The sequence below is a fragment of the Bradyrhizobium sp. AS23.2 genome (assembly GCF_001908185.1).
Taxonomy (GTDB): domain Bacteria; phylum Pseudomonadota; class Alphaproteobacteria; order Rhizobiales; family Xanthobacteraceae; genus Bradyrhizobium.
Genome location: NZ_LGHM01000116.1, coordinates 1 through 16,605, shown reverse-complemented (window position 1 = coordinate 16,605; position 16,605 = coordinate 1). Strand labels below are relative to the sequence as shown.

Below are 16,605 nucleotides of genomic sequence, written 5' to 3'. Positions count from 1 at the left end.
AAGGGGGCCCCGCATCCTAGAGCATGATCCGGAAAAGTGTGCAGCGGCTTTCCGAAAAGATCATGCTCCAACAATAACCTAAAGCGCGATGATTGTTCATCCCAATCTCATCGCGCTTTAGAGCCATCGCGGTCCCGATGGAATCAGAACCGGCGATGCTCTCATCATTGAAGGCGCGTGCGCCTCAGGCTTCCTTGAAGCGGTAGCCGACGCCGTAGAGCGTCTCGATCATCTCGAACTCGTTGTCGACCACCTTGAACTTCTTGCGCAGTCGCTTGATGTGGCTGTCGATGGTGCGGTCGTCGACATAGACCTGATCGTCATAGGCGGCGTCCATCAGCGCATTGCGGCTCTTCACCACGCCGGGCCGGGTCGCCAGCGCCTGCAGGATCAGGAATTCGGTGACGGTCAGCGTCACCGGCTCGTTCTTCCAGGTGCAGGTATGTCGTTCCGGATCCATGCGCAGTAGGCCGCGATCGAGCGCCTTGGCGTCGTTCTCCTTCGGCGCGACGGTCGGATCCTTCGGCGCCGAGCGACGCAGCACGGCCTTGACGCGCTCGACCAGCAGGCGCTGCGAGAACGGTTTGCGGATGAAATCGTCGGCGCCCATCTTGAGGCCGAACAACTCATCGATCTCCTCGTCCTTGGAGGTCAGGAAGATCACCGGCAGGTCGGACTTCTGCCGCAGCCTGCGCAGCGTCTCCATGCCGTCCATGCGCGGCATCTTGATGTCGAGGATGGCGAGATCTGGTTGAGTGGTGCGGAAACCGTCAAGTGCGGAGGCGCCGTCGGTGTAGGTCATGATGCGGTAGCCTTCGGCTTCCAGCGCGATCGAGACGGATGTGAGAATGTTGCGGTCGTCGTCGACCAAAGCGATTGTGGGCATGAGCCTCTGCTTTCTGCTTTCCGTTTGGGTCGTGGCTTGAAAACGGCGAGCAATCCAGTGATGCGCCGCATACATGGGTCCCGAACTTGGGGTTCGAACTTTGTCACCGAGCAATGCAAGCTGGGCTGAAGTGTGACCAAGTTCCACGAAATACGGCGGATTCGCCGCATGTCGACCCATAACCAGATCCCCGTTTACCCGAAATAAGGCCTACCTTGCAACCACCCGAGCCGAGAAAGCCAATGCAACCGACCCCCGATTTCGACCCCGGAAAGCTTGCCAAATCGCTGCTGCGGCGATCGCGGCAGGGTGCGCTGGCAACCCTGATGGCCGGCAGCGGCGATCCCTATTGTTCCCTGGTCAATCTGGCGAGCCATCCGGATGGTTCGCCCATCCTGCTGATCTCGGGACTTGCCGTGCACACCAGGAATATCGTCGCCGATAGCCGGGTCTCCCTGATGCTGGATGAGCGTGCCGCCGGCGATCCGTTGGAGGGCGCCCGGATCATGCTGTCAGGCCGGGCCGAGCCGGCCGGCGCCGAAAAGGATCTGCTCCAGCGGCGGTATCTCAACGCCCATCTATCGGCAGAAGGCTTTGTATCATTTAAGGATTTCTCGTTCTTCCGGATTCGGCCCACGGGAACCCATCTGGTTGCGGGCTTCGGCCGGATCGTCGACCTCAAGCCCGAGCAATTCCTCACGGACCTTACCGGCGCCGATGATCTGCTCGCAGCGGAGGAGGGGGCGGTCGAGCACATGAATGCCGACCATCGCGAGGCCATGGCCCTCTATGCGACAAGGCTCCTCGGCGTAGCCGATGGTGACTGGCGCTGCACCGGCTGCGACCCCGAAGGCCTCGACATGCAGGACGGCCAGACTGCGCTGCGGCTGGATTTCCCGGAGCGGGTGACGAACGGTATGGCGCTGCGCAAGATGCTGGTCCGCCTTGCCGGCGAAGCGCGCGCGAAGACGGACTAGTTCCGACGAATTGAACGCTGCTGCCCATTGCGGCGACCCAAGACCGTAATGGTTCGAGGTCGCCAGCGAGAGGGTTCATGAAACGCCGTCATTTGACGCTGGTCGCGGCTTTGGCGCTCGCGGCGAGTGCCTCCCTGGTCACGGCAGCTCTTGCCCAGAAAGGCAATCTCGCCGCGCAGAGCGCCAGGATCGACGAGCTCAGCAAGGCCGGCAGATATTCGGAAGCGCTGCCTTTGGCACAGGCAATGGTCGCGAGCCTGGAGAAGAGCGACAACGGTCGCGAACTCGCCGCCGCCTTGAACAACCTCGGTCAGGTCTATGCCGGTCAAGGCCATGACGATCTGGCCGAGCCGCTCTACAAGCGTGCCATCGCGCTGATGGAAAAATCGCTCGGTCTCGAAACGCCGCTGATTGCGGCCGAGCTGACCAATCTCGCCGCGCTTTATCAGCGGCAGAGCCGCTTCGCCGAGGCCGAACCGTTGTTCAAGCGCGCGCTCGCCGTTCGCGAAAAGAGCCTGTCGCGCGAGCACCCCGATGTCGGCCAGGCTCTCAACAATCTGGCCACGCTCTATGTCAGGCAGGAGCGCCAAGGCGAAGCCGAGCCGCTGTTTCAGCGCGCGCTCGCGATCTACCAGAAGGTTGGCGGCCCCGAACATCCGGCAGTCGCCACGATTCTCAACAATATCGGCCAGCTCGATCGCGACCTCAATCGTGATGCGGATGCCGAGGCGCCGATCAAGCGCTCTCTCGCCATCCGCGAGAAAGTGCTGGGAGCGGATCATCCCGACGTCGCGCGCTCTCTCAACAATCTTGCCGGTCTCTACGAACACCAGCAGCGCTACGCCGATGCCGAGCCGCTTTATCGCCGCGCGCTTGTCATCCGCGAGCGGGCGCTCGGGCCGGATCATCCTGATGTCGCGACCTCGACCAGCAATCTCGCCTATTTTCTCTATGTGTCCGGACGAAACGCGGACGCGCTGCCGCTGGCGGAAAGGACACTCGCGACCAGTCGCGCGCAATTGCGCGTCGTGCTGCCGATTCTGTTTGCCGCGCGACAGCAATATCTGCTGCCCGATGAAAAGGCGCTGAACGAGGCGCTGGCCGCGATCCAGCGCGGCACGCAATCTTCCGCGGCATCGGCCGTGAACAAGCTCGCGGTGCGGTTAGCCGCTGGCAGCGACCGGCTCGCTGAGCTGGTGCGCCGGGACCAGGATCTCGCGGCCGAGTCCGAGGCGCTCGACAAGGCGATCATCACCGCGGTGTCCAAGCAGTCCGCCCAGCGTGACGTCGCAGCCGAGCAGCGCGGCCGCGCGCGGATCGCGACGATCGCGAACGAGCGCGCCGGCTTGCAGAAGACGTTCGCTGTCGAGTTCCCCGACTACGCCTCGCTCTCCAATCCGCTGCCCCTGACGGTGAAGGACATCCAGCCGCTGCTGTCGGTCGACGAGGCGATGGTGCTTTATTCCGTCGTCGACAAGCAGAGCTATGTCATCGCGATCACGCGCGATGGCATCGACTGGAGGGCGATTCCGCTCGGTGCGGATGCGCTGGCGCAGAAGGTAGGCGCATTTCGCAAGGGCCTCGATGTCGGCAAGGCGCGCGATGCCTCCGGCAAATCCGGATTGTTCGATCTTGCGCTCGCCAACGAACTTTATGTCGCGCTGCTCGGCCCGGTCGAGGCGCTGACCAAGGACAAGCACAGCCTGCTGGTGGTGCCATCGGCGGCGCTGACCGCATTGCCGTTTCATCTGCTCGTCACGGAGACGCCGCAAGCTGCGATCCCGGACACGCTCGAAGGCTATCGCAGCGCCGCCTGGCTGTTGCGGCGTCAGGCCGTGTCGGTGCTGCCCTCGGTGGTCAGCCTGAAATCGCTGCGCGCCTTCGCGGGCAAGGACCAGGGCGTCAAGCCGATGACCGGGTTTGGCGACCCCGTATTCAACCCTGCCCTGGAAGGGCCGGCCGATCGTCGCGCTGCAAGCGGGAAGGTCGTGGCGCGCAACGTCGCGACAATTGCCTATACCGACTTCTGGCGCGGCGCCGGCGTTGATCGCGCGCGGCTTGCGCAGGCGCTGCCGCAACTACCGGATACTGCGGACGAGCTGAACGCCGTGGCCAGGGATGTCGGCGCGGCCGAGGCGGACATTCATCTTGGCCGCGATGCCAGCGAAACGACGCTCAAGCGTGCAGCGCTTGCTCAATATGGCATCGTTTACTTTGCCACCCACGGCCTCGTTGCCGGCGACGTCAAGGGACTGGGGGAGCCCTCGCTTGCGCTCTCGATTCCCGATCAGCCCTCGGAGCTTGACGATGGTCTTCTGACCGCGAGCGAAGTTGCCCAGCTCAAGCTCAATGCGGATTGGGTCGTACTGTCGGCCTGCAACACCATCGCCGGCGACAAGCCCGGCGCGGAAGCGCTGTCGGGATTGGCGCGCTCGTTCTTCTATGCCGGCGCCCGCGCGCTCCTGGTCTCGCATTGGGCAGTGGATTCGGAAGCTGCCACCCGCTTGACCACGTCGACTTTCGAGCTGCTGAAAAACGAACCAAAAATCGGGCGTGCCGAAGCCTTGCGCCGCGCCATGCTAACGTATGTTGATGACACCTCGTCGCCGCGCAACGCTTACCCTGCGATGTGGGGGCCCTTCGCGCTCATCGGCGAAGGTGAGGTAAGATAAGCCCGCCTCGACAATTGTGCGTCGCAATAACCTTTGATAATGCGCGAATTGCGCGTTTGGTTGCGCGATCATTCGTGATTTTTTGATGCGCCTGCTCAGAGCTGCCATGCGCGATGTTTGGCGCGGTCCTTGAATAAACCAAATCCTGCGGGATCAGCTTGGCAACGCCAGCGTTCATGATTATTAGGTCGTCCAGCCGAGGCTGGCTGGCCTATAATTCACGGTGACCGCGATGGCGCCAAAACTTGGCCGCGCTATGTGTCGCGGGTTCTAGGAGGATTTTTTCGTGCAAGAGACGGGCGTGCGTAACGGTGCCTTCGGCGCCGACAAATTCGGCTTAAAGAATCTCAAACAGGTTCACTGGAACCTCGGCGCGCCACAACTGTACCAGTACTCGCTCTCCGCAGGCGAGGCGGTGCTCTCCGCCGACGGCGCGCTCTGCGCCGACACCGGCGAGTTCACCGGCCGCAGCCCGAAGGACAAGTTCACGGTGCGTGACGCGACCACCGACAAGAAGATGTGGTGGGCCGGCAATCAGTCGATCACCGCGGAGCAGTTCGAGGCGCTCTATCAGGACTTCCTCAAGCACGCCGAAGGCAAGACGCTGTTCGCGCAGGATCTCTATGGCGGCGCCGATCCGGCCTACCGGATCAAGACGCGCGTCTTCACCGAGCTCGCCTGGCACTCGCTCTTCATCCGCACGCTCCTGATCCGCCCCGAGGCGGTCGAGCTTGCGACCTTCACGCCGGAGCTCACCATCATCGACATGCCGAGCTTCCGCGCTGATCCGAAGCGTCATGGCGTGCGCTCGGAGAACGTCGTTGCCATCGATTTCACCCGCAAGATCGTCCTGATCGGTGGCTCCTACTATGCCGGCGAGATGAAGAAGTCGGTCTTCACCACGCTGAACTACTATCTGCCCGAGCGTGGCGTGATGCCGATGCACTGCTCGGCCAATGTCGGTGCCAACGACGACGCTGCGATCTTCTTCGGCCTGTCCGGCACCGGCAAGACCACGCTGTCGGCCGATCCCAACCGTACGCTGATCGGCGACGACGAGCACGGCTGGGGCCCGAACGGCGTGTTCAACTTCGAAGGCGGCTGCTACGCCAAGTGCATCAAGCTGTCGCAGGAAGCCGAGCCCCAGATTTATGCCGCCTCGACGCGCTTCGGCGCGGTGCTCGAGAACTGCGTGCTCGACGAAGACACCCGCGTCGTCGATTTCGACGATGGCTCCAAGACCGAGAACACCCGTTCGGCCTATCCGCTCGACTTCATCCCGAACGCTTCGCGCACCGGCCGCGCGCCGCAGCCGAAGAACGTGGTGATGCTCGCCGCCGACGCCTTCGGCGTGCTGCCGCCGATCGCAAAGCTCTCGCCGCCGCAGGCGATGTATCACTTCCTCTCCGGCTACACCGCCAAGGTTGCGGGCACCGAGCGCGGTCTCGGCAACGAGCCGCAGCCGGAATTCTCGACCTGCTTCGGCTCGCCCTTCCTGCCGCTCGACCCCAGCGTCTATGGCAACATGCTGCGCGACCTGATCGCCAAGCACGGTGTCGACTGCTGGCTGGTCAACACGGGATGGACCGGCGGCAAGTACGGCGTCGGCTCGCGCATGCCGATCAAGGTGACGCGCGCGCTGCTCACCGCCGCGCTCGACGGTTCCTTGCGCAACGTCGAATTCCGCACCGACAAATATTTCGGCTTCGCGGTCCCGACCGCGCTGCCGGGCGTGCCGAGCGAGATCCTCAATCCGGTCAACACCTGGAAGGACAAGGACGAGTTCGACAAGACTGCCCGCGCTCTGGTCGGCATGTTCCAGAAGAACTTCGCCAAGTTCGAGGCCCAGGTCGACGCCGAAGTGCGCGCCGCCGCGCCGGACGTGAAGCTCGCGGCGGAGTAACGTCGTACCGTTTGAAAATACGAAAGGGCGGCCGTGAGGCCGCCCTTTTACATTCGGCACTATCCCTCCGCTGTCATTGCGAGCCTGCGGAAGCAGCTACGCCTTGAAATACGCGATTTGCGTCGTGGTCGCGAGCAGGCGGCCGTTTGGCGACCACAGCTCGGCGTTCTGGTCGGCGTAACTCTTGTGCATGATCTTCGAATCGGCAGTCGCCAGCACGCGGGTGATGTCCTCGGCTGCGAGCTCCTCGCTATCCGCGTGGAAATAGGTCGTCAGCGACACCGTGCCGAACGGCACCAGCGCGCGCCGGGCGTGAAAGATGCGGCCGAAGAAGGCGTCCGACATCGACATCAGCGACAGCATGTCGAGCTTGCGCGGCGCGCGGTCGCTGATCCAGAGCTTTGAGTAAGTGCTGGCCAACTCCTCCTGCGGCGGCCCCAACCGCATCTCGCCCTCGACGAAGCGGAATTCATACTGGTTGGCCCAGGACGCCTGGATCTTCGGGAATGGCAGCGTCTGCTCGAACGGCTTTGTGTCCGGACATGTCACCACCCTGTGCTCCCAGGACGGGCGGCGCTCGGCGAACACGGCGGTGGCGAGCGTCGCGACCTCGCTGCCGCCTTGCGACAGTTCGACGCTCCAGTGCTGGCTGGAGCGGTTGGCCTTCACCAGCCGCACGTCGAGATCGAACGGCCCCTTCGCGATCGGCGCGCAATAATTGACGGTCAGTGCCAGCGGATCGCCGGCGCGCTGCGGATGGTCGATCAGCGCGCGCAGGATGGTCGCGGCCGTGGCGCCGCCGAACGGACCGACAAAGGCCCAGTAATCGTCGCTGGTGTGCCCCTGCCAGCTGCTGTCACCGGCGGTGATGCGGGTGGCGTCGTCGAAGGGATGCGGAAGCTTGGCGTGCATTGTTGGTCCTCGATACCGACTCCATCGTCATTGCGAGCGTAGCGAAGCAATCCAGACTGCCTCCGCGGAAGATTCTGGATTGCTTCGCTGCGCTCGCAATGACGGTGTTTGACGTCAGGGCGTCTGTATCACTGACACCGACTGGGGATGATGACAATCATATCATCATCGTTCCCGCGAGATGCAATAACCTCGCAAGTAAAGTCGATTTCACGCTGCGGAAAATCAGCCGGTCGCGCCGCGCTGGTCCTCCGCCTCCTGGAAGGAGGGCATCATCGGATTCACCGGCACGTTCCAGATCTCCTCGGCATATTCGCGGATGGTGCGGTCGGAGGAGAACCACGCCATGCGCGCGACATTGAGGATGGACGCGCGCGTCCAGGCTGGCGCGACCTGCCAGCGTGCATCGATCGCGCGCTGCGCCCCGTAATACGAATCGAAATCGGCGCTGACCATGTAGTGGTCGAGATAGCGCAGCGCGTGCGCGATGGATTCGAAGCGGCCGGGATCGCCGGGCGAGAACTCGCCGGCGCCGATCGCATTGATGGCGCGCTGCAGCTTCGGCGAATTGCGGATCACGTCGGAGGCATCCAGCCCCTGCTTGCGGCGGATCATCACGTCGCCGGCCTCCATGCCGAAGATCGCAATGTTCTCTGCGCCGACATGGTCACGGATCTCGATGTTGGCGCCGTCGAGCGTGCCGATGGTGATGGCGCCATTGAGCGCCAGCTTCATGTTGCCGGTGCCGGAAGCTTCCATGCCGGCGGTCGAGATCTGCTCGGAGAGGTCGGCCGCTGGAATGATCACCTCCGCAAGGCTGACATTGTAGTCCGGCAGGAAGACGACCTTCAGCCTGCCGCCGATCGAAGGATCGTTGTTGACGACCTCGGCGACGTCGTTGATCAGCTTGATGATCAGCTTGGCGTAGCGATAGCTCGCCGCCGCCTTGCCGGCAAAGATCTTCACCCGCGGCACCCAGTTGCCGTTGGGATCGTCCTTGATCGATTGGTACAGCGCGACCGTCTCGATGACGTTGAGGAGCTGGCGCTTGTACTCGTGGATGCGCTTGATCTGCACGTCGAACAGCGCGCTCGGGTCGACCTGGATGCCGAGCCGTTCGCCGATCAGGCGCGCGAGCGCGATCTTGTTGTGATGCTTGACGCTGCGGAACTTCTTCTGGAATTCGACGTCGCTGGCGCGGGCCTCGATCAGGCTGAGCTGGGTCGGATCGTCGAGCACGGCATCGCCGCAGGTCTCGCGCAACAAATCGGTCAGCTTCGGGTTCGCCAGCATCAGCCAGCGGCGGAAGGTGATGCCGTTGGTCTTGTTGGTGATGCGGCCGGGATAGAGATGGTTGAGATCGTGGAAGACGGTCTCGCGCATCAGGTCCGAATGCATCGCCGAGACGCCGTTGATGCGGTGCGAGCCGACGAAGGCGAGCTGGCCCATGCGCACGCGGCGGCCGCTCTTCTCGTCGATCAGCGAGACCGAGGCGCGGAAGTCGATGTCGCCCGGGCAGCGCGATTCGGCGAGGGCGAGATGCTGCACGTTGATGCGGTAGATGATCTCGAGATGCCGCGGCAACAGTCGCTCGAACAGCTCGACCGGCCAGCTCTCGAGCGCCTCGGGCAGCAGCGTGTGATTGGTGTAGGAGAGGGTGGCGACCGTGATCTTCCAGGCCTCGTCCCAGCGGAAATTGTGCAGGTCGACGAGGATCCGCATCAGCTCGGTGACGGCGAGGCTCGGATGGGTGTCGTTGAGCTGCACCGCGACCTTGGCCGACAGGCTGCGCAGCTGGCCGTCGGATGCAAGATGCCGCTTCACGAGATCCTGGAGCGAGGCGGAGACGAAGAAATATTCCTGTCGCAGCCGAAGCTCGCGGCCGGCCGGGCTCTCGTCGTTCGGATAGAGGAATTTGCAGATCGCTTCCGCGCGCGCCTGCTCGGCGCTGGCGCTGACATAGTCGCCATTGTTGAAGGCGTCGAGTTTCAGCGGATCGGGCGAGCGCGCCGACCACAGGCGGAGCGCATTGACGTGCTGGCCGCGCCAGCCGACGATCGGCGTGTCATAGGCGATCGCCTGCACGATCTCACCCGGATGCCAGATCGCGCGGTCGCGGCCCTTGTCGTCGACATGTTCGACGCCGCCTCCGAAATGAATGTCGTAGATCACCTCGGGCCGCTGCAATTCCCAGGGATTGCCGAAGCCCAGCCATTCGTCCGGATATTCCTGCTGCCAGCCCTGATTGATGATCTGGCGGAACAGGCCGTAGTCGTAGCGGATGCCGTAGCCGATCGCGGGGATCGACAGCGTCGCCATGCTCTCCATGAAGCAGGCGGCAAGCCGCCCCAGGCCGCCATTACCGAGCGCCGCGTCCGGCTCGCATTTGCGCAGCTCGGACAGCGAGACGCCGAGATCGCCGAGCGCGACCTCGAAGATCTTCAGCAGCCCCATATTGTTCAGCGCGTCGGTGAAGAGACGGCCGATCAGGAATTCGAGCGAGAGATAATAGACGCGCTTGCGCCCCGCATCGTAGCTGCGCTTCTCGGCGCTGAGCCAGCGATGCACGATGCGGTCCCGCAGCGCGAGCGCGGCGGCCTGATACCAGTCGTGCCTGGTCGCCATGCCGGCGTCCTTGCCGATGGCAAGGCGCAGCTTCGCCAGGATCGTGCCCTTGATCTCAGCCAGCGCGAGTTCGTCGATCGGCTGCCCGGGGGCGGGAAAACTGGGCTGGGACGATGAATCTTGCAAAGCCGTCACTTCCTGGTCGCGAGAACACTACTCACCCTACGCGCCTTGCAGCTGCGCCGGAACTGTTGCCGGTGCGGCCGTGCACTGCGCTGGTGCAAATTTATGCAAGGAACGGGCCGGTTTGGGAACCCGGACGAGCACGGAGAAACCTGAATTCGCCGCCAGAATGGCGGCAGATTCAGCCATCAGTGTGGAGGAGAGGCCCCATGAGACTGCTGATCGAGATCGCTGCAGCTGCTCTGCTCGTCGTTTGCATCTCCGCCTCCAGCGCTGCGTTTGCCGCAGGCAAATCCGACCGCAGCGCCGACGGTTTGAGCTGCGGCTTCACTCTCCCGCTAAATGCGTCGACCGCGGCGCGCTGCGCCGCCATCAAGCGCCAATGCGGCGGCAAGTTCTACGCCAATGCGTGCGGGGACAGGCTGGTGTCGGCGGCGAATTAAGGGGCGCGTCGCCGGAACTCATCGCCTTGTCCCGGCCATCCCGCGAGCTCACGCCGCCTTCGCTTGCACCGCATCGCAAAACTCCGCGAGGCGATCCGCAAGCCGCAGCGTTGCCGGGCTCGCCTCCGGCGAGGCCATCAGCGCCATCTCGGTCCGGTTGATCGGCGCAAAGCCGTCCTTCGCGGTCAGCACGCGATGGTCGGACTGGATCGACATCTCCGACAGGATGCTCAAGCCCATGCCGGCGGCGACCGCAGCCTGGATGCCGGCGAGGCTCGATGACGAATAGGCCATGTGCCAGGCCCGGCCGGCGCTTTCCAGCGCGTGGATGGCGCCGGCGCGATAGAGGCAGCCGGGCGGAAAGCCGATCAGCGGCACCGACGACGCGTTGACATCGATCGGATGGCTCTTGCTGGTGACCCAGTGCACCCGCTCGGGCCACACCGCGATCGCGGCCTTCGCGCCGGCCTCGCGCTTGAATAGCGCAAGGTCGAGCTCACCGCGTTCGAGGTCGCGGGACAGGTTCTTGCTCTGGTCGGCGCGCACATCCAGCCGCAGCGCCGGATGCGAGCGCGAGAACGCACCCAGCAGCTTTGTCAGCCGGTACGCCGCAAAATCTTCGGGGATGCCGAGCCGGATCGCGCCTTCGCTGTCGGGCTCGCGCAACACGTCGCGCGCCTCCTCGGCGAGCGAGAGCAGCCGCCGCGCATAGGACAGCAGCCGTTCGCCGGCCTCGGTCGGGCGCACGTATTTGCCGTCACGGTGCAGCAGCACCTGCCCGACGTCTTCCTCAAGCCGCTTGATCTGCTGACTAACGGTCGATTGCGTGCGGTGAACGCGCTCGCCGGCGCGGGTGAAGCCGCCGGCCTCGACCACCGAGACGAAGCTGCGTAGGAGCTCCAGATCGAGCATGGACGCCTCCATTCGAAAATCCACTGGATGGCAGTTAATCATTTAATTTCCAAATGACAAGCCGCGTCCCTAGATCGAGGGCTCAGAAGAATGCCCCCAAGGGAAACTGCAAGAGAAACTGCATGTCGCTCGCCACCTCGCTTCCCGCTCCCCGCAGCCGATTCAACACGCTGCCGCTCGCGATCGGACTGTTTTGCCTGCTCTGGAGCTACGCCTTCGTCGCCGGCAAGATCGGCGTCACCCATTGCCCGCCGCTGATCCTGCTCGCCGCGCGCTTCTCGCTCGCCGGCATTTTGATCCTCGGCGCCACGTCGATCCGCGGCGACTGGTCCCTGTCGTGGTGCGATGTCGCGATCTTCGCGGTGCTCGGCATCGCCAACAACGCGCTCTATCTCGGGCTCGGCTACACCGGCCTGCAATCGGTCTCCGCCGGCCTCGGCGGCCTGATCGTCTCGGCAAATCCGGTGTTCACCGCCGCGCTCGCGGCGCTCCTGCTCGGCGAAGGCATGACCTGGTGCAAGGCGAGCGGCCTCTTGCTCGGAATCATCGGCGTGACGCTGATCGTCTGGCATCGACTCTCAGTCGGCACTGACTCCTTGCACGGCATCATCTTCACGCTGGCCTCGCTGGCCTCGATCGTTGCAGGCACGATCCTGTTCAAGCTGCTCGCGCCGAAGGGAAGCCTGTGGATCGGCAACGGCGTGCAGAACCTCGCTGCCGGCTTCGCGCTGACTCCGGTCGCGCTGACCTTCGCCGATGTCCATGCAATCGACTTCACCCCGAGCCTGATTGGCGCCTTCGCGTTCCTCGTGCTCGGCGGCTCGATCCTCGCCTACTGGCTCTGGTTTCATCTCCTGAAAGTGTGTGGCGCCACTGCCGCCAGCGCCTATCATTTCCTGATGCCGCCGCTCGGCATGCTGTTCGCTTACATCGTGCTCGGCGAACACGTCGAGGCCCGCGATCTGCTCGGGATCATTCCGGTGGCGCTCGGCATTTACCTGGTGACGCGCCCCGCAAAGCCCGTCTCGTAGAGGAGTTCCCTCATGCCCGTTTCCATCACCCTGATCGGGGGCCCGACCGCGCTGATCGAGATCGATGGCTTCCGCCTGCTCACCGATCCGACTTTCGATGCGCCCGGCGCCTACCAGCTGCCGCATGTGAGGCTGGAGAAGACCATCGGCCCCGCGATGAAGGCCGACGCGATCGGCCCGGTCGATGCGGTCCTGCTCAGCCACGACCAGCATTCGGACAATCTCGATAATTCCGGCCGCGAGTTCCTGCGCAAAGTGAAGCGCGTGCTGACGACCGAGGCGGGCGCCAAACGCCTCGGCGGCCATGTCGAAGGCCTCGCGCCGTGGGATACTGCGCATCTGAAGGATGGCGACGGCAATTCGCTGACGATCACCGCAACGCCGGCGCGTCACGGCCCGGCCGGCATCGAGCCGCTGTCCGGTGATGTCATCGGCTTCGTGGTGTCATCGAGCCGGAAGGACACGCGAGCGGTCTATATCAGCGGCGACACCACCTGGTTCGACGGCGTCGCCGAGGTCGCGCGCCGCTTCAAATGCGGCGTGGTGCTGCCCTTCGCGGGCGCGGCGCAAACGCGCGGGCCGTTTCATCTCACCATGGACACCAACGACACCGTCGAGACCGCGCGCGCCTTTCCCGATGCGATGATCGTGCCCCTGCATACCGAAGGCTGGGCCCATTTCCGCCAGAACGGCGAGGATCTGCGCAAGACCTTCGACGTGCTCGGCCTCGGGACGCGCCTGCGCCTGCTGGAGCCGGGCGTGCCGACGGTGATCGAGGCGCCGTGAGGTCGACCGTCATTCCGGGGCGACGCGAAGCGTCGAGCCCGGAATCCATCGTGCCACCAACTCCGCTGATCAATGGATTCCGGGCTCGCGCTTCGCGCGCCCCGGAATGACAACGCCTCTCAGTCCTTCCGGAACACGATCGACGCCATCCAGCCCGTCATCAGCGCCATTGCCGCGGTGACGAGGCCGTAGATGAGTCCGTGCTGTCGCGCCGCGGTGGCGACGAACTGCTCGAAGCCGACCTTGACGATCTCGAACGCGGTCTCGGTCTTGGTGATCAACGCGCCGTCGGCGAACAATTTGATCTCGATCTCATACGTCCCGATCGGCACCTCCGCCGGCAATGGAATGCCGGTCCGGAACAGCGTCGGCGTCAGGAACGTCACCGCGCTCGCATCCTCGCGATAGAGCCCGTGCTGGGTGCGCAGGCGGATGAAGGCGGAGCGGAACGGGTCGTTCGGCACCACGTCGGCATAGTCGCCGCTGACGCGCTGGGTCAGCAGCACGTTGTTCAGCCCGATCTGCTGCCGGCGCGCGATCTCGGGCGAGGTGATCAGGTCGAACGGGCGGTTGGCGAACAGCGCCAGATAGCTCGGCACCTGCAGGAACTGCCGGTAGTCGGTGTTGATCCAGATGCCGAAGGTGCGCTCCTTGCGCCGCGTCACCATGTCGGCGCGCGGGCCCATCACGGTGACGACGAGATCGTAAGTCCTGCGATCCGCGGGCGTGGTGGCGTCCTTCTCCACCGAGCCGAACAGCACCAGCTCTTCGCCGGAATAGTTCGGCGTCACCGTGACACGGTGGTTGGAGACCGACACGATCAGCCGCTCGGCGCGCGCGGCTGAGGCGAGCAGCAGGAGAAGAAGGGCTGCGAGGAGTGCGCGAATCATCCACTCACCCCCAGCTCGCGGATGGTGAAGAGGTCCTCGGGCCGGATCACCAGCTCGACCGCGAAGCGGACGCCGACCGAGAGGATCAAGAGGCCGAGCAGCAGCCGCAGCTGCTCGCCGCGGATCTTCTGGCCGGCCCGTGCGCCGAACTGCGCGCCGGTAACGCCGCCGACCATCAGAATCAACGCCAGCACGGCGTCCACCAGGTGATTGGTCACCGCGTGCAGCATAGTCGCGAACAGCATGGTGACGAGGGTGAGCACCATCGAGGTCCCGATCACCGTGGAGGTCGGCACCCGCAACAGATAGATCATGATCGGCACCAGGATGAAGCCGCCTCCGATACCCATGACGGCGCCGATGAAGCCGATCACGATGCCGACGATCACCACGGGGATGACCGAGAGGTAGATCTTCGAGCGCTTGAACCGCATCTTCAGCGGCAGGCCATGGATCCAGTTGTGGGTGCGTCGCGGCGGCACCGCACCGCGCCGGGTCCGCATCAGGGCGCGCAGGCCCTCGGAGAACATCAGGCTGCCGACGGTGGTGAGCAGCACGACGTAGGACAGCGCGATCATCAGGTCGAGCTGGCCGAGTGCGCGGAGCTGCGTGAAGGTCCATACCCCGAGCGCCGTGCCGGTCACGCCGCCGCATAGCAGCACGCCTGCCAGCGCCGGGTCCATCGCGCGCCGCCGCCAATAAGACAATGCGCCGGAAAAGGAGGAGGCCGCGATGTGGCTCGCGACGGAGGCAACCGCGACCGCCGGCGTGATGCCGATGAAGATCAGGAGCGGCGTCATCAGGAAGCCGCCGCCGATCCCGAACATGCCGGAGACGAAGCCGACCGCCGCGCCCATCGCCAGCACCAGGAAGACGTTGACCGGAAGATCGGCGATCGGGAGATAGAGCTGCATTGAACCACGTGCCAGCGAGACGGATCGATTGCCGCGCCCCTCAATAGCCGATGTGCGCAAAATGTGCGAGCCGACCCCGAAGCATCGGGATATTGCGCCACGCCTTGGCTAGTGCTCCTCACCCTGAGGACCTGCGCAGCAGGCGTCTCGAAGGGCGAGGCCCGGATCGGTAGTCGGGCCTTCATGGTTCGAGACGCGCGGCTAGGGCGCGCTCCTCACCATGAGGGGCGGGAGTGAGCCTCTAATGCGCGGCCGAGGCAGAGCGCTTGGCCACAACAGGTTTCGGCGCGGGCTTGGCGCTTGCCTGTGGCGCGCTGTCCCAGCCGCCGGCGGGCGCCGTGACATTGACGGCGTCGTCAGGTTGCGGTTCGGCGCTGAAGGTCTGGATCGCGAGCTTGGCGGCGGCGAGCGACTGCGGATCGAGGCGCTTGGCGATGTCATCGCGCTTGCCGGCCGCATCCGCATCGCCCTGGGCAGCAGCTAAGCTGAACCATTTGTAGGACTCGGCGAGGTTCTGTTCGACGCCGATGCCGCGGGCATAGAGGATGCCGAGATTGAACTGGCTGTCGGCGACGCCGCGGTCGGCGGCCTTGCGGAACCACTGCGCCGCGCTCGTGTAGTTGGCGCCGCGTCCGCCGCCGTCGGCGTCGAGCACCGCCAGATTGTGCATCGCCTTGGCGTTGCCGCGCTCGGCGGCCTGCGTGTAGTAGCGGCGGGCGATGTCGGCGTCCCTCTTCACGCCGAGGCCCTTCTCATAGAGCGTGCCGAGGCGGAAGGTCGCGGGCACCACGCCGGCCTGCGCCGCGCGGTCATACCACTTCGCTGCTTCGTCGTAATTCGCTGCGATGCCCTTGCCCTCGGCGAAGCGCACGCCGATCTCGTAGGCCGCGGTCGCATCGCCCTTCATCGCGGCGGTGCGCAGCACCGGTCCGCCGATTCCGTCAGGCAGCTTTTCGCTCGGCGGCACCTGCACGAGGCTGAGCTTGGCGCGGCTCGTGCCTGACAGCGCGCCGGTGACGTCGCTGCTCGCCGTCGGCGGCGGTGGCGCCGCTGCGGGGGCGGGCGGAATTTCGACTGAAGCCGCGCTGCCTGAGTTGGCCAGGGGAGGGGACATGGGAGCGGCCACGGGAGCCGACATGGGAGCCGACATGGGAGCCGGCACGGCATTGTTCTGCGACTGCCGGCCGATCGGCGTCGGCGAGGTCATCGACGGTGTGACCTGCTCGGGCGCGGCGGGCTTGCTCTCGACCGGCGGTGGCGGCGCTTGCGGTGCCCGCTCGCTCGACGAACCCTCCATTGCCTGCGGTGCCGGCGGCGCGCTGCCGCCATCGAGCAGGTTCATCGCCATCTTGAAGGTGCCGAGCACGATCACGACCACGCTTGCGCCGACCAGCAGCGAGCGGATCTTCGAGGTGAAGGTCGAGCCGCCCTCCTTGCCCTTGTCCTTGGAGCGATCGGCCCCGCCCTTAGCACTCGACTTGGCGCCGCGAGCCGGCTTTTCCGGCTGCGCGGCGGCGGCCTGCGCGGCGCG

General features: G+C 64.8%; 13 protein-coding genes. 6 read left to right on the top strand and 7 right to left on the bottom strand.

Features of this window, described 5'->3' with window-relative positions; genetic code table 11:
• Positions 1-184 precede the first annotated feature (184 nt).
• Positions 185-886, bottom strand: a complete 702-nt coding sequence (locus AC630_RS24425; protein ID WP_008542552.1) for a response regulator transcription factor — start codon at positions 884-886, stop codon at positions 185-187.
• 242 nt (positions 887-1,128) lie between these two features.
• Between AC630_RS24425 and AC630_RS24420 the strand changes: the two genes are divergently transcribed.
• The 3 genes from AC630_RS24420 (at position 1,129) to AC630_RS24410 (ending at position 6,438) form a co-directional block, all read left to right on the top strand.
• Complete coding sequence (locus tag AC630_RS24420; RefSeq protein ID WP_074120991.1) at positions 1,129-1,863, top strand: HugZ family pyridoxamine 5'-phosphate oxidase; 735 nt, start codon at positions 1,129-1,131, stop codon at positions 1,861-1,863.
• A 77-nt stretch (positions 1,864-1,940) separates the two neighbouring features.
• On the top strand, positions 1,941-4,535 hold the full coding sequence (locus AC630_RS24415) for a CHAT domain-containing tetratricopeptide repeat protein (RefSeq protein ID WP_074120990.1): 2,595 nt from the start codon (positions 1,941-1,943) through the stop codon (positions 4,533-4,535).
• A 286-nt stretch (positions 4,536-4,821) separates the two neighbouring features.
• Entirely contained in the window at positions 4,822-6,438 is a 1,617-nt protein-coding gene (locus AC630_RS24410; RefSeq protein WP_074120989.1) for a phosphoenolpyruvate carboxykinase, read from the top strand.
• A gap of 96 nt (positions 6,439-6,534) precedes the next feature.
• Here the strand turns inward: AC630_RS24410 and AC630_RS24405 are convergent, their stop codons facing one another.
• Both AC630_RS24405 and AC630_RS24400 read right to left on the bottom strand, forming a co-directional pair.
• Entirely contained in the window at positions 6,535-7,350 is an 816-nt protein-coding gene (locus tag AC630_RS24405) for an acyl-CoA thioesterase (protein ID WP_074120988.1), read from the bottom strand.
• Between the two features lie 225 nt (positions 7,351-7,575).
• Positions 7,576-10,101: a glycogen/starch/alpha-glucan phosphorylase gene (locus AC630_RS24400; protein WP_074120987.1), complete on the bottom strand. Its 2,526-nt coding sequence runs from the start codon at positions 10,099-10,101 to the stop codon at positions 7,576-7,578.
• A gap of 206 nt (positions 10,102-10,307) precedes the next feature.
• Here AC630_RS24400 and AC630_RS24395 point away from each other — a divergent pair, with 206 nt between their 5' ends.
• The gene (locus AC630_RS24395; RefSeq protein WP_074120986.1) at positions 10,308-10,541 is read left to right on the top strand and encodes a hypothetical protein; all 234 of its coding nucleotides are present in this window, start codon (positions 10,308-10,310) and stop codon (positions 10,539-10,541) included.
• Between the two features lie 48 nt (positions 10,542-10,589).
• On the opposite strand, the gene AC630_RS24390 is transcribed toward AC630_RS24395, so the two are convergent.
• Complete coding sequence (locus AC630_RS24390) at positions 10,590-11,453, bottom strand: LysR family transcriptional regulator (protein ID WP_074121002.1); 864 nt, start codon at positions 11,451-11,453, stop codon at positions 10,590-10,592.
• Between the two features lie 122 nt (positions 11,454-11,575).
• Here AC630_RS24390 and AC630_RS24385 point away from each other — a divergent pair, with 122 nt between their 5' ends.
• Entirely contained in the window at positions 11,576-12,484 is a 909-nt protein-coding gene (locus AC630_RS24385; protein WP_074120985.1) for a DMT family transporter, read from the top strand.
• A 12-nt stretch (positions 12,485-12,496) separates the two neighbouring features.
• Positions 12,497-13,270, top strand: a complete 774-nt coding sequence (locus AC630_RS24380) for an MBL fold metallo-hydrolase (RefSeq protein ID WP_074120984.1) — start codon at positions 12,497-12,499, stop codon at positions 13,268-13,270.
• Between the two features lie 119 nt (positions 13,271-13,389).
• Here AC630_RS24380 and AC630_RS24375 read toward each other — a convergent pair whose 3' ends face one another.
• From AC630_RS24375 to AC630_RS24365, 3 genes are all read right to left on the bottom strand, one after another.
• Positions 13,390-14,160: a TIGR02186 family protein gene (locus AC630_RS24375; protein WP_074120983.1), complete on the bottom strand. Its 771-nt coding sequence runs from the start codon at positions 14,158-14,160 to the stop codon at positions 13,390-13,392.
• Positions 14,157-15,074, bottom strand: a complete 918-nt coding sequence (locus AC630_RS24370; protein WP_074120982.1) for a sulfite exporter TauE/SafE family protein — start codon at positions 15,072-15,074, stop codon at positions 14,157-14,159. The genes AC630_RS24375 and AC630_RS24370 overlap by 4 nt, the downstream gene beginning before the upstream one ends.
• Positions 15,075-15,315: 241 nt before the next feature.
• The coding region (locus tag AC630_RS24365) for a tetratricopeptide repeat protein (protein ID WP_208867043.1) at positions 15,316-16,605 on the bottom strand (1,290 nt) is incomplete at its 5' end.

Bases quoted from the DNA above. Each gene is read 5' to 3' on its own strand.
- AC630_RS24385 (WP_074120985.1), top strand. From the start codon at position 11,576: ATGTCGCTCGCCACCTCGCTTCCCGCTCCCCGCAGCCGATTCAACACG.
- AC630_RS24370 (WP_074120982.1), bottom strand. From the start codon at position 15,074: ATGCAGCTCTATCTCCCGATCGCCGATCTTCCGGTCAACGTCTTCCTG.
- AC630_RS24375 (WP_074120983.1), bottom strand. From the start codon at position 14,160: ATGATTCGCGCACTCCTCGCAGCCCTTCTTCTCCTGCTGCTCGCCTCA.
- AC630_RS24405 (WP_074120988.1), bottom strand. From the start codon at position 7,350: ATGCACGCCAAGCTTCCGCATCCCTTCGACGACGCCACCCGCATCACC.
- AC630_RS24420 (WP_074120991.1), top strand. From the start codon at position 1,129: ATGCAACCGACCCCCGATTTCGACCCCGGAAAGCTTGCCAAATCGCTG.
- AC630_RS24395 (WP_074120986.1), top strand. From the start codon at position 10,308: ATGAGACTGCTGATCGAGATCGCTGCAGCTGCTCTGCTCGTCGTTTGC.
- AC630_RS24415 (WP_074120990.1), top strand. From the start codon at position 1,941: ATGAAACGCCGTCATTTGACGCTGGTCGCGGCTTTGGCGCTCGCGGCG.
- AC630_RS24425 (WP_008542552.1), bottom strand. From the start codon at position 886: ATGCCCACAATCGCTTTGGTCGACGACGACCGCAACATTCTCACATCC.
- AC630_RS24380 (WP_074120984.1), top strand. From the start codon at position 12,497: ATGCCCGTTTCCATCACCCTGATCGGGGGCCCGACCGCGCTGATCGAG.
- AC630_RS24390 (WP_074121002.1), bottom strand. From the start codon at position 11,453: ATGCTCGATCTGGAGCTCCTACGCAGCTTCGTCTCGGTGGTCGAGGCC.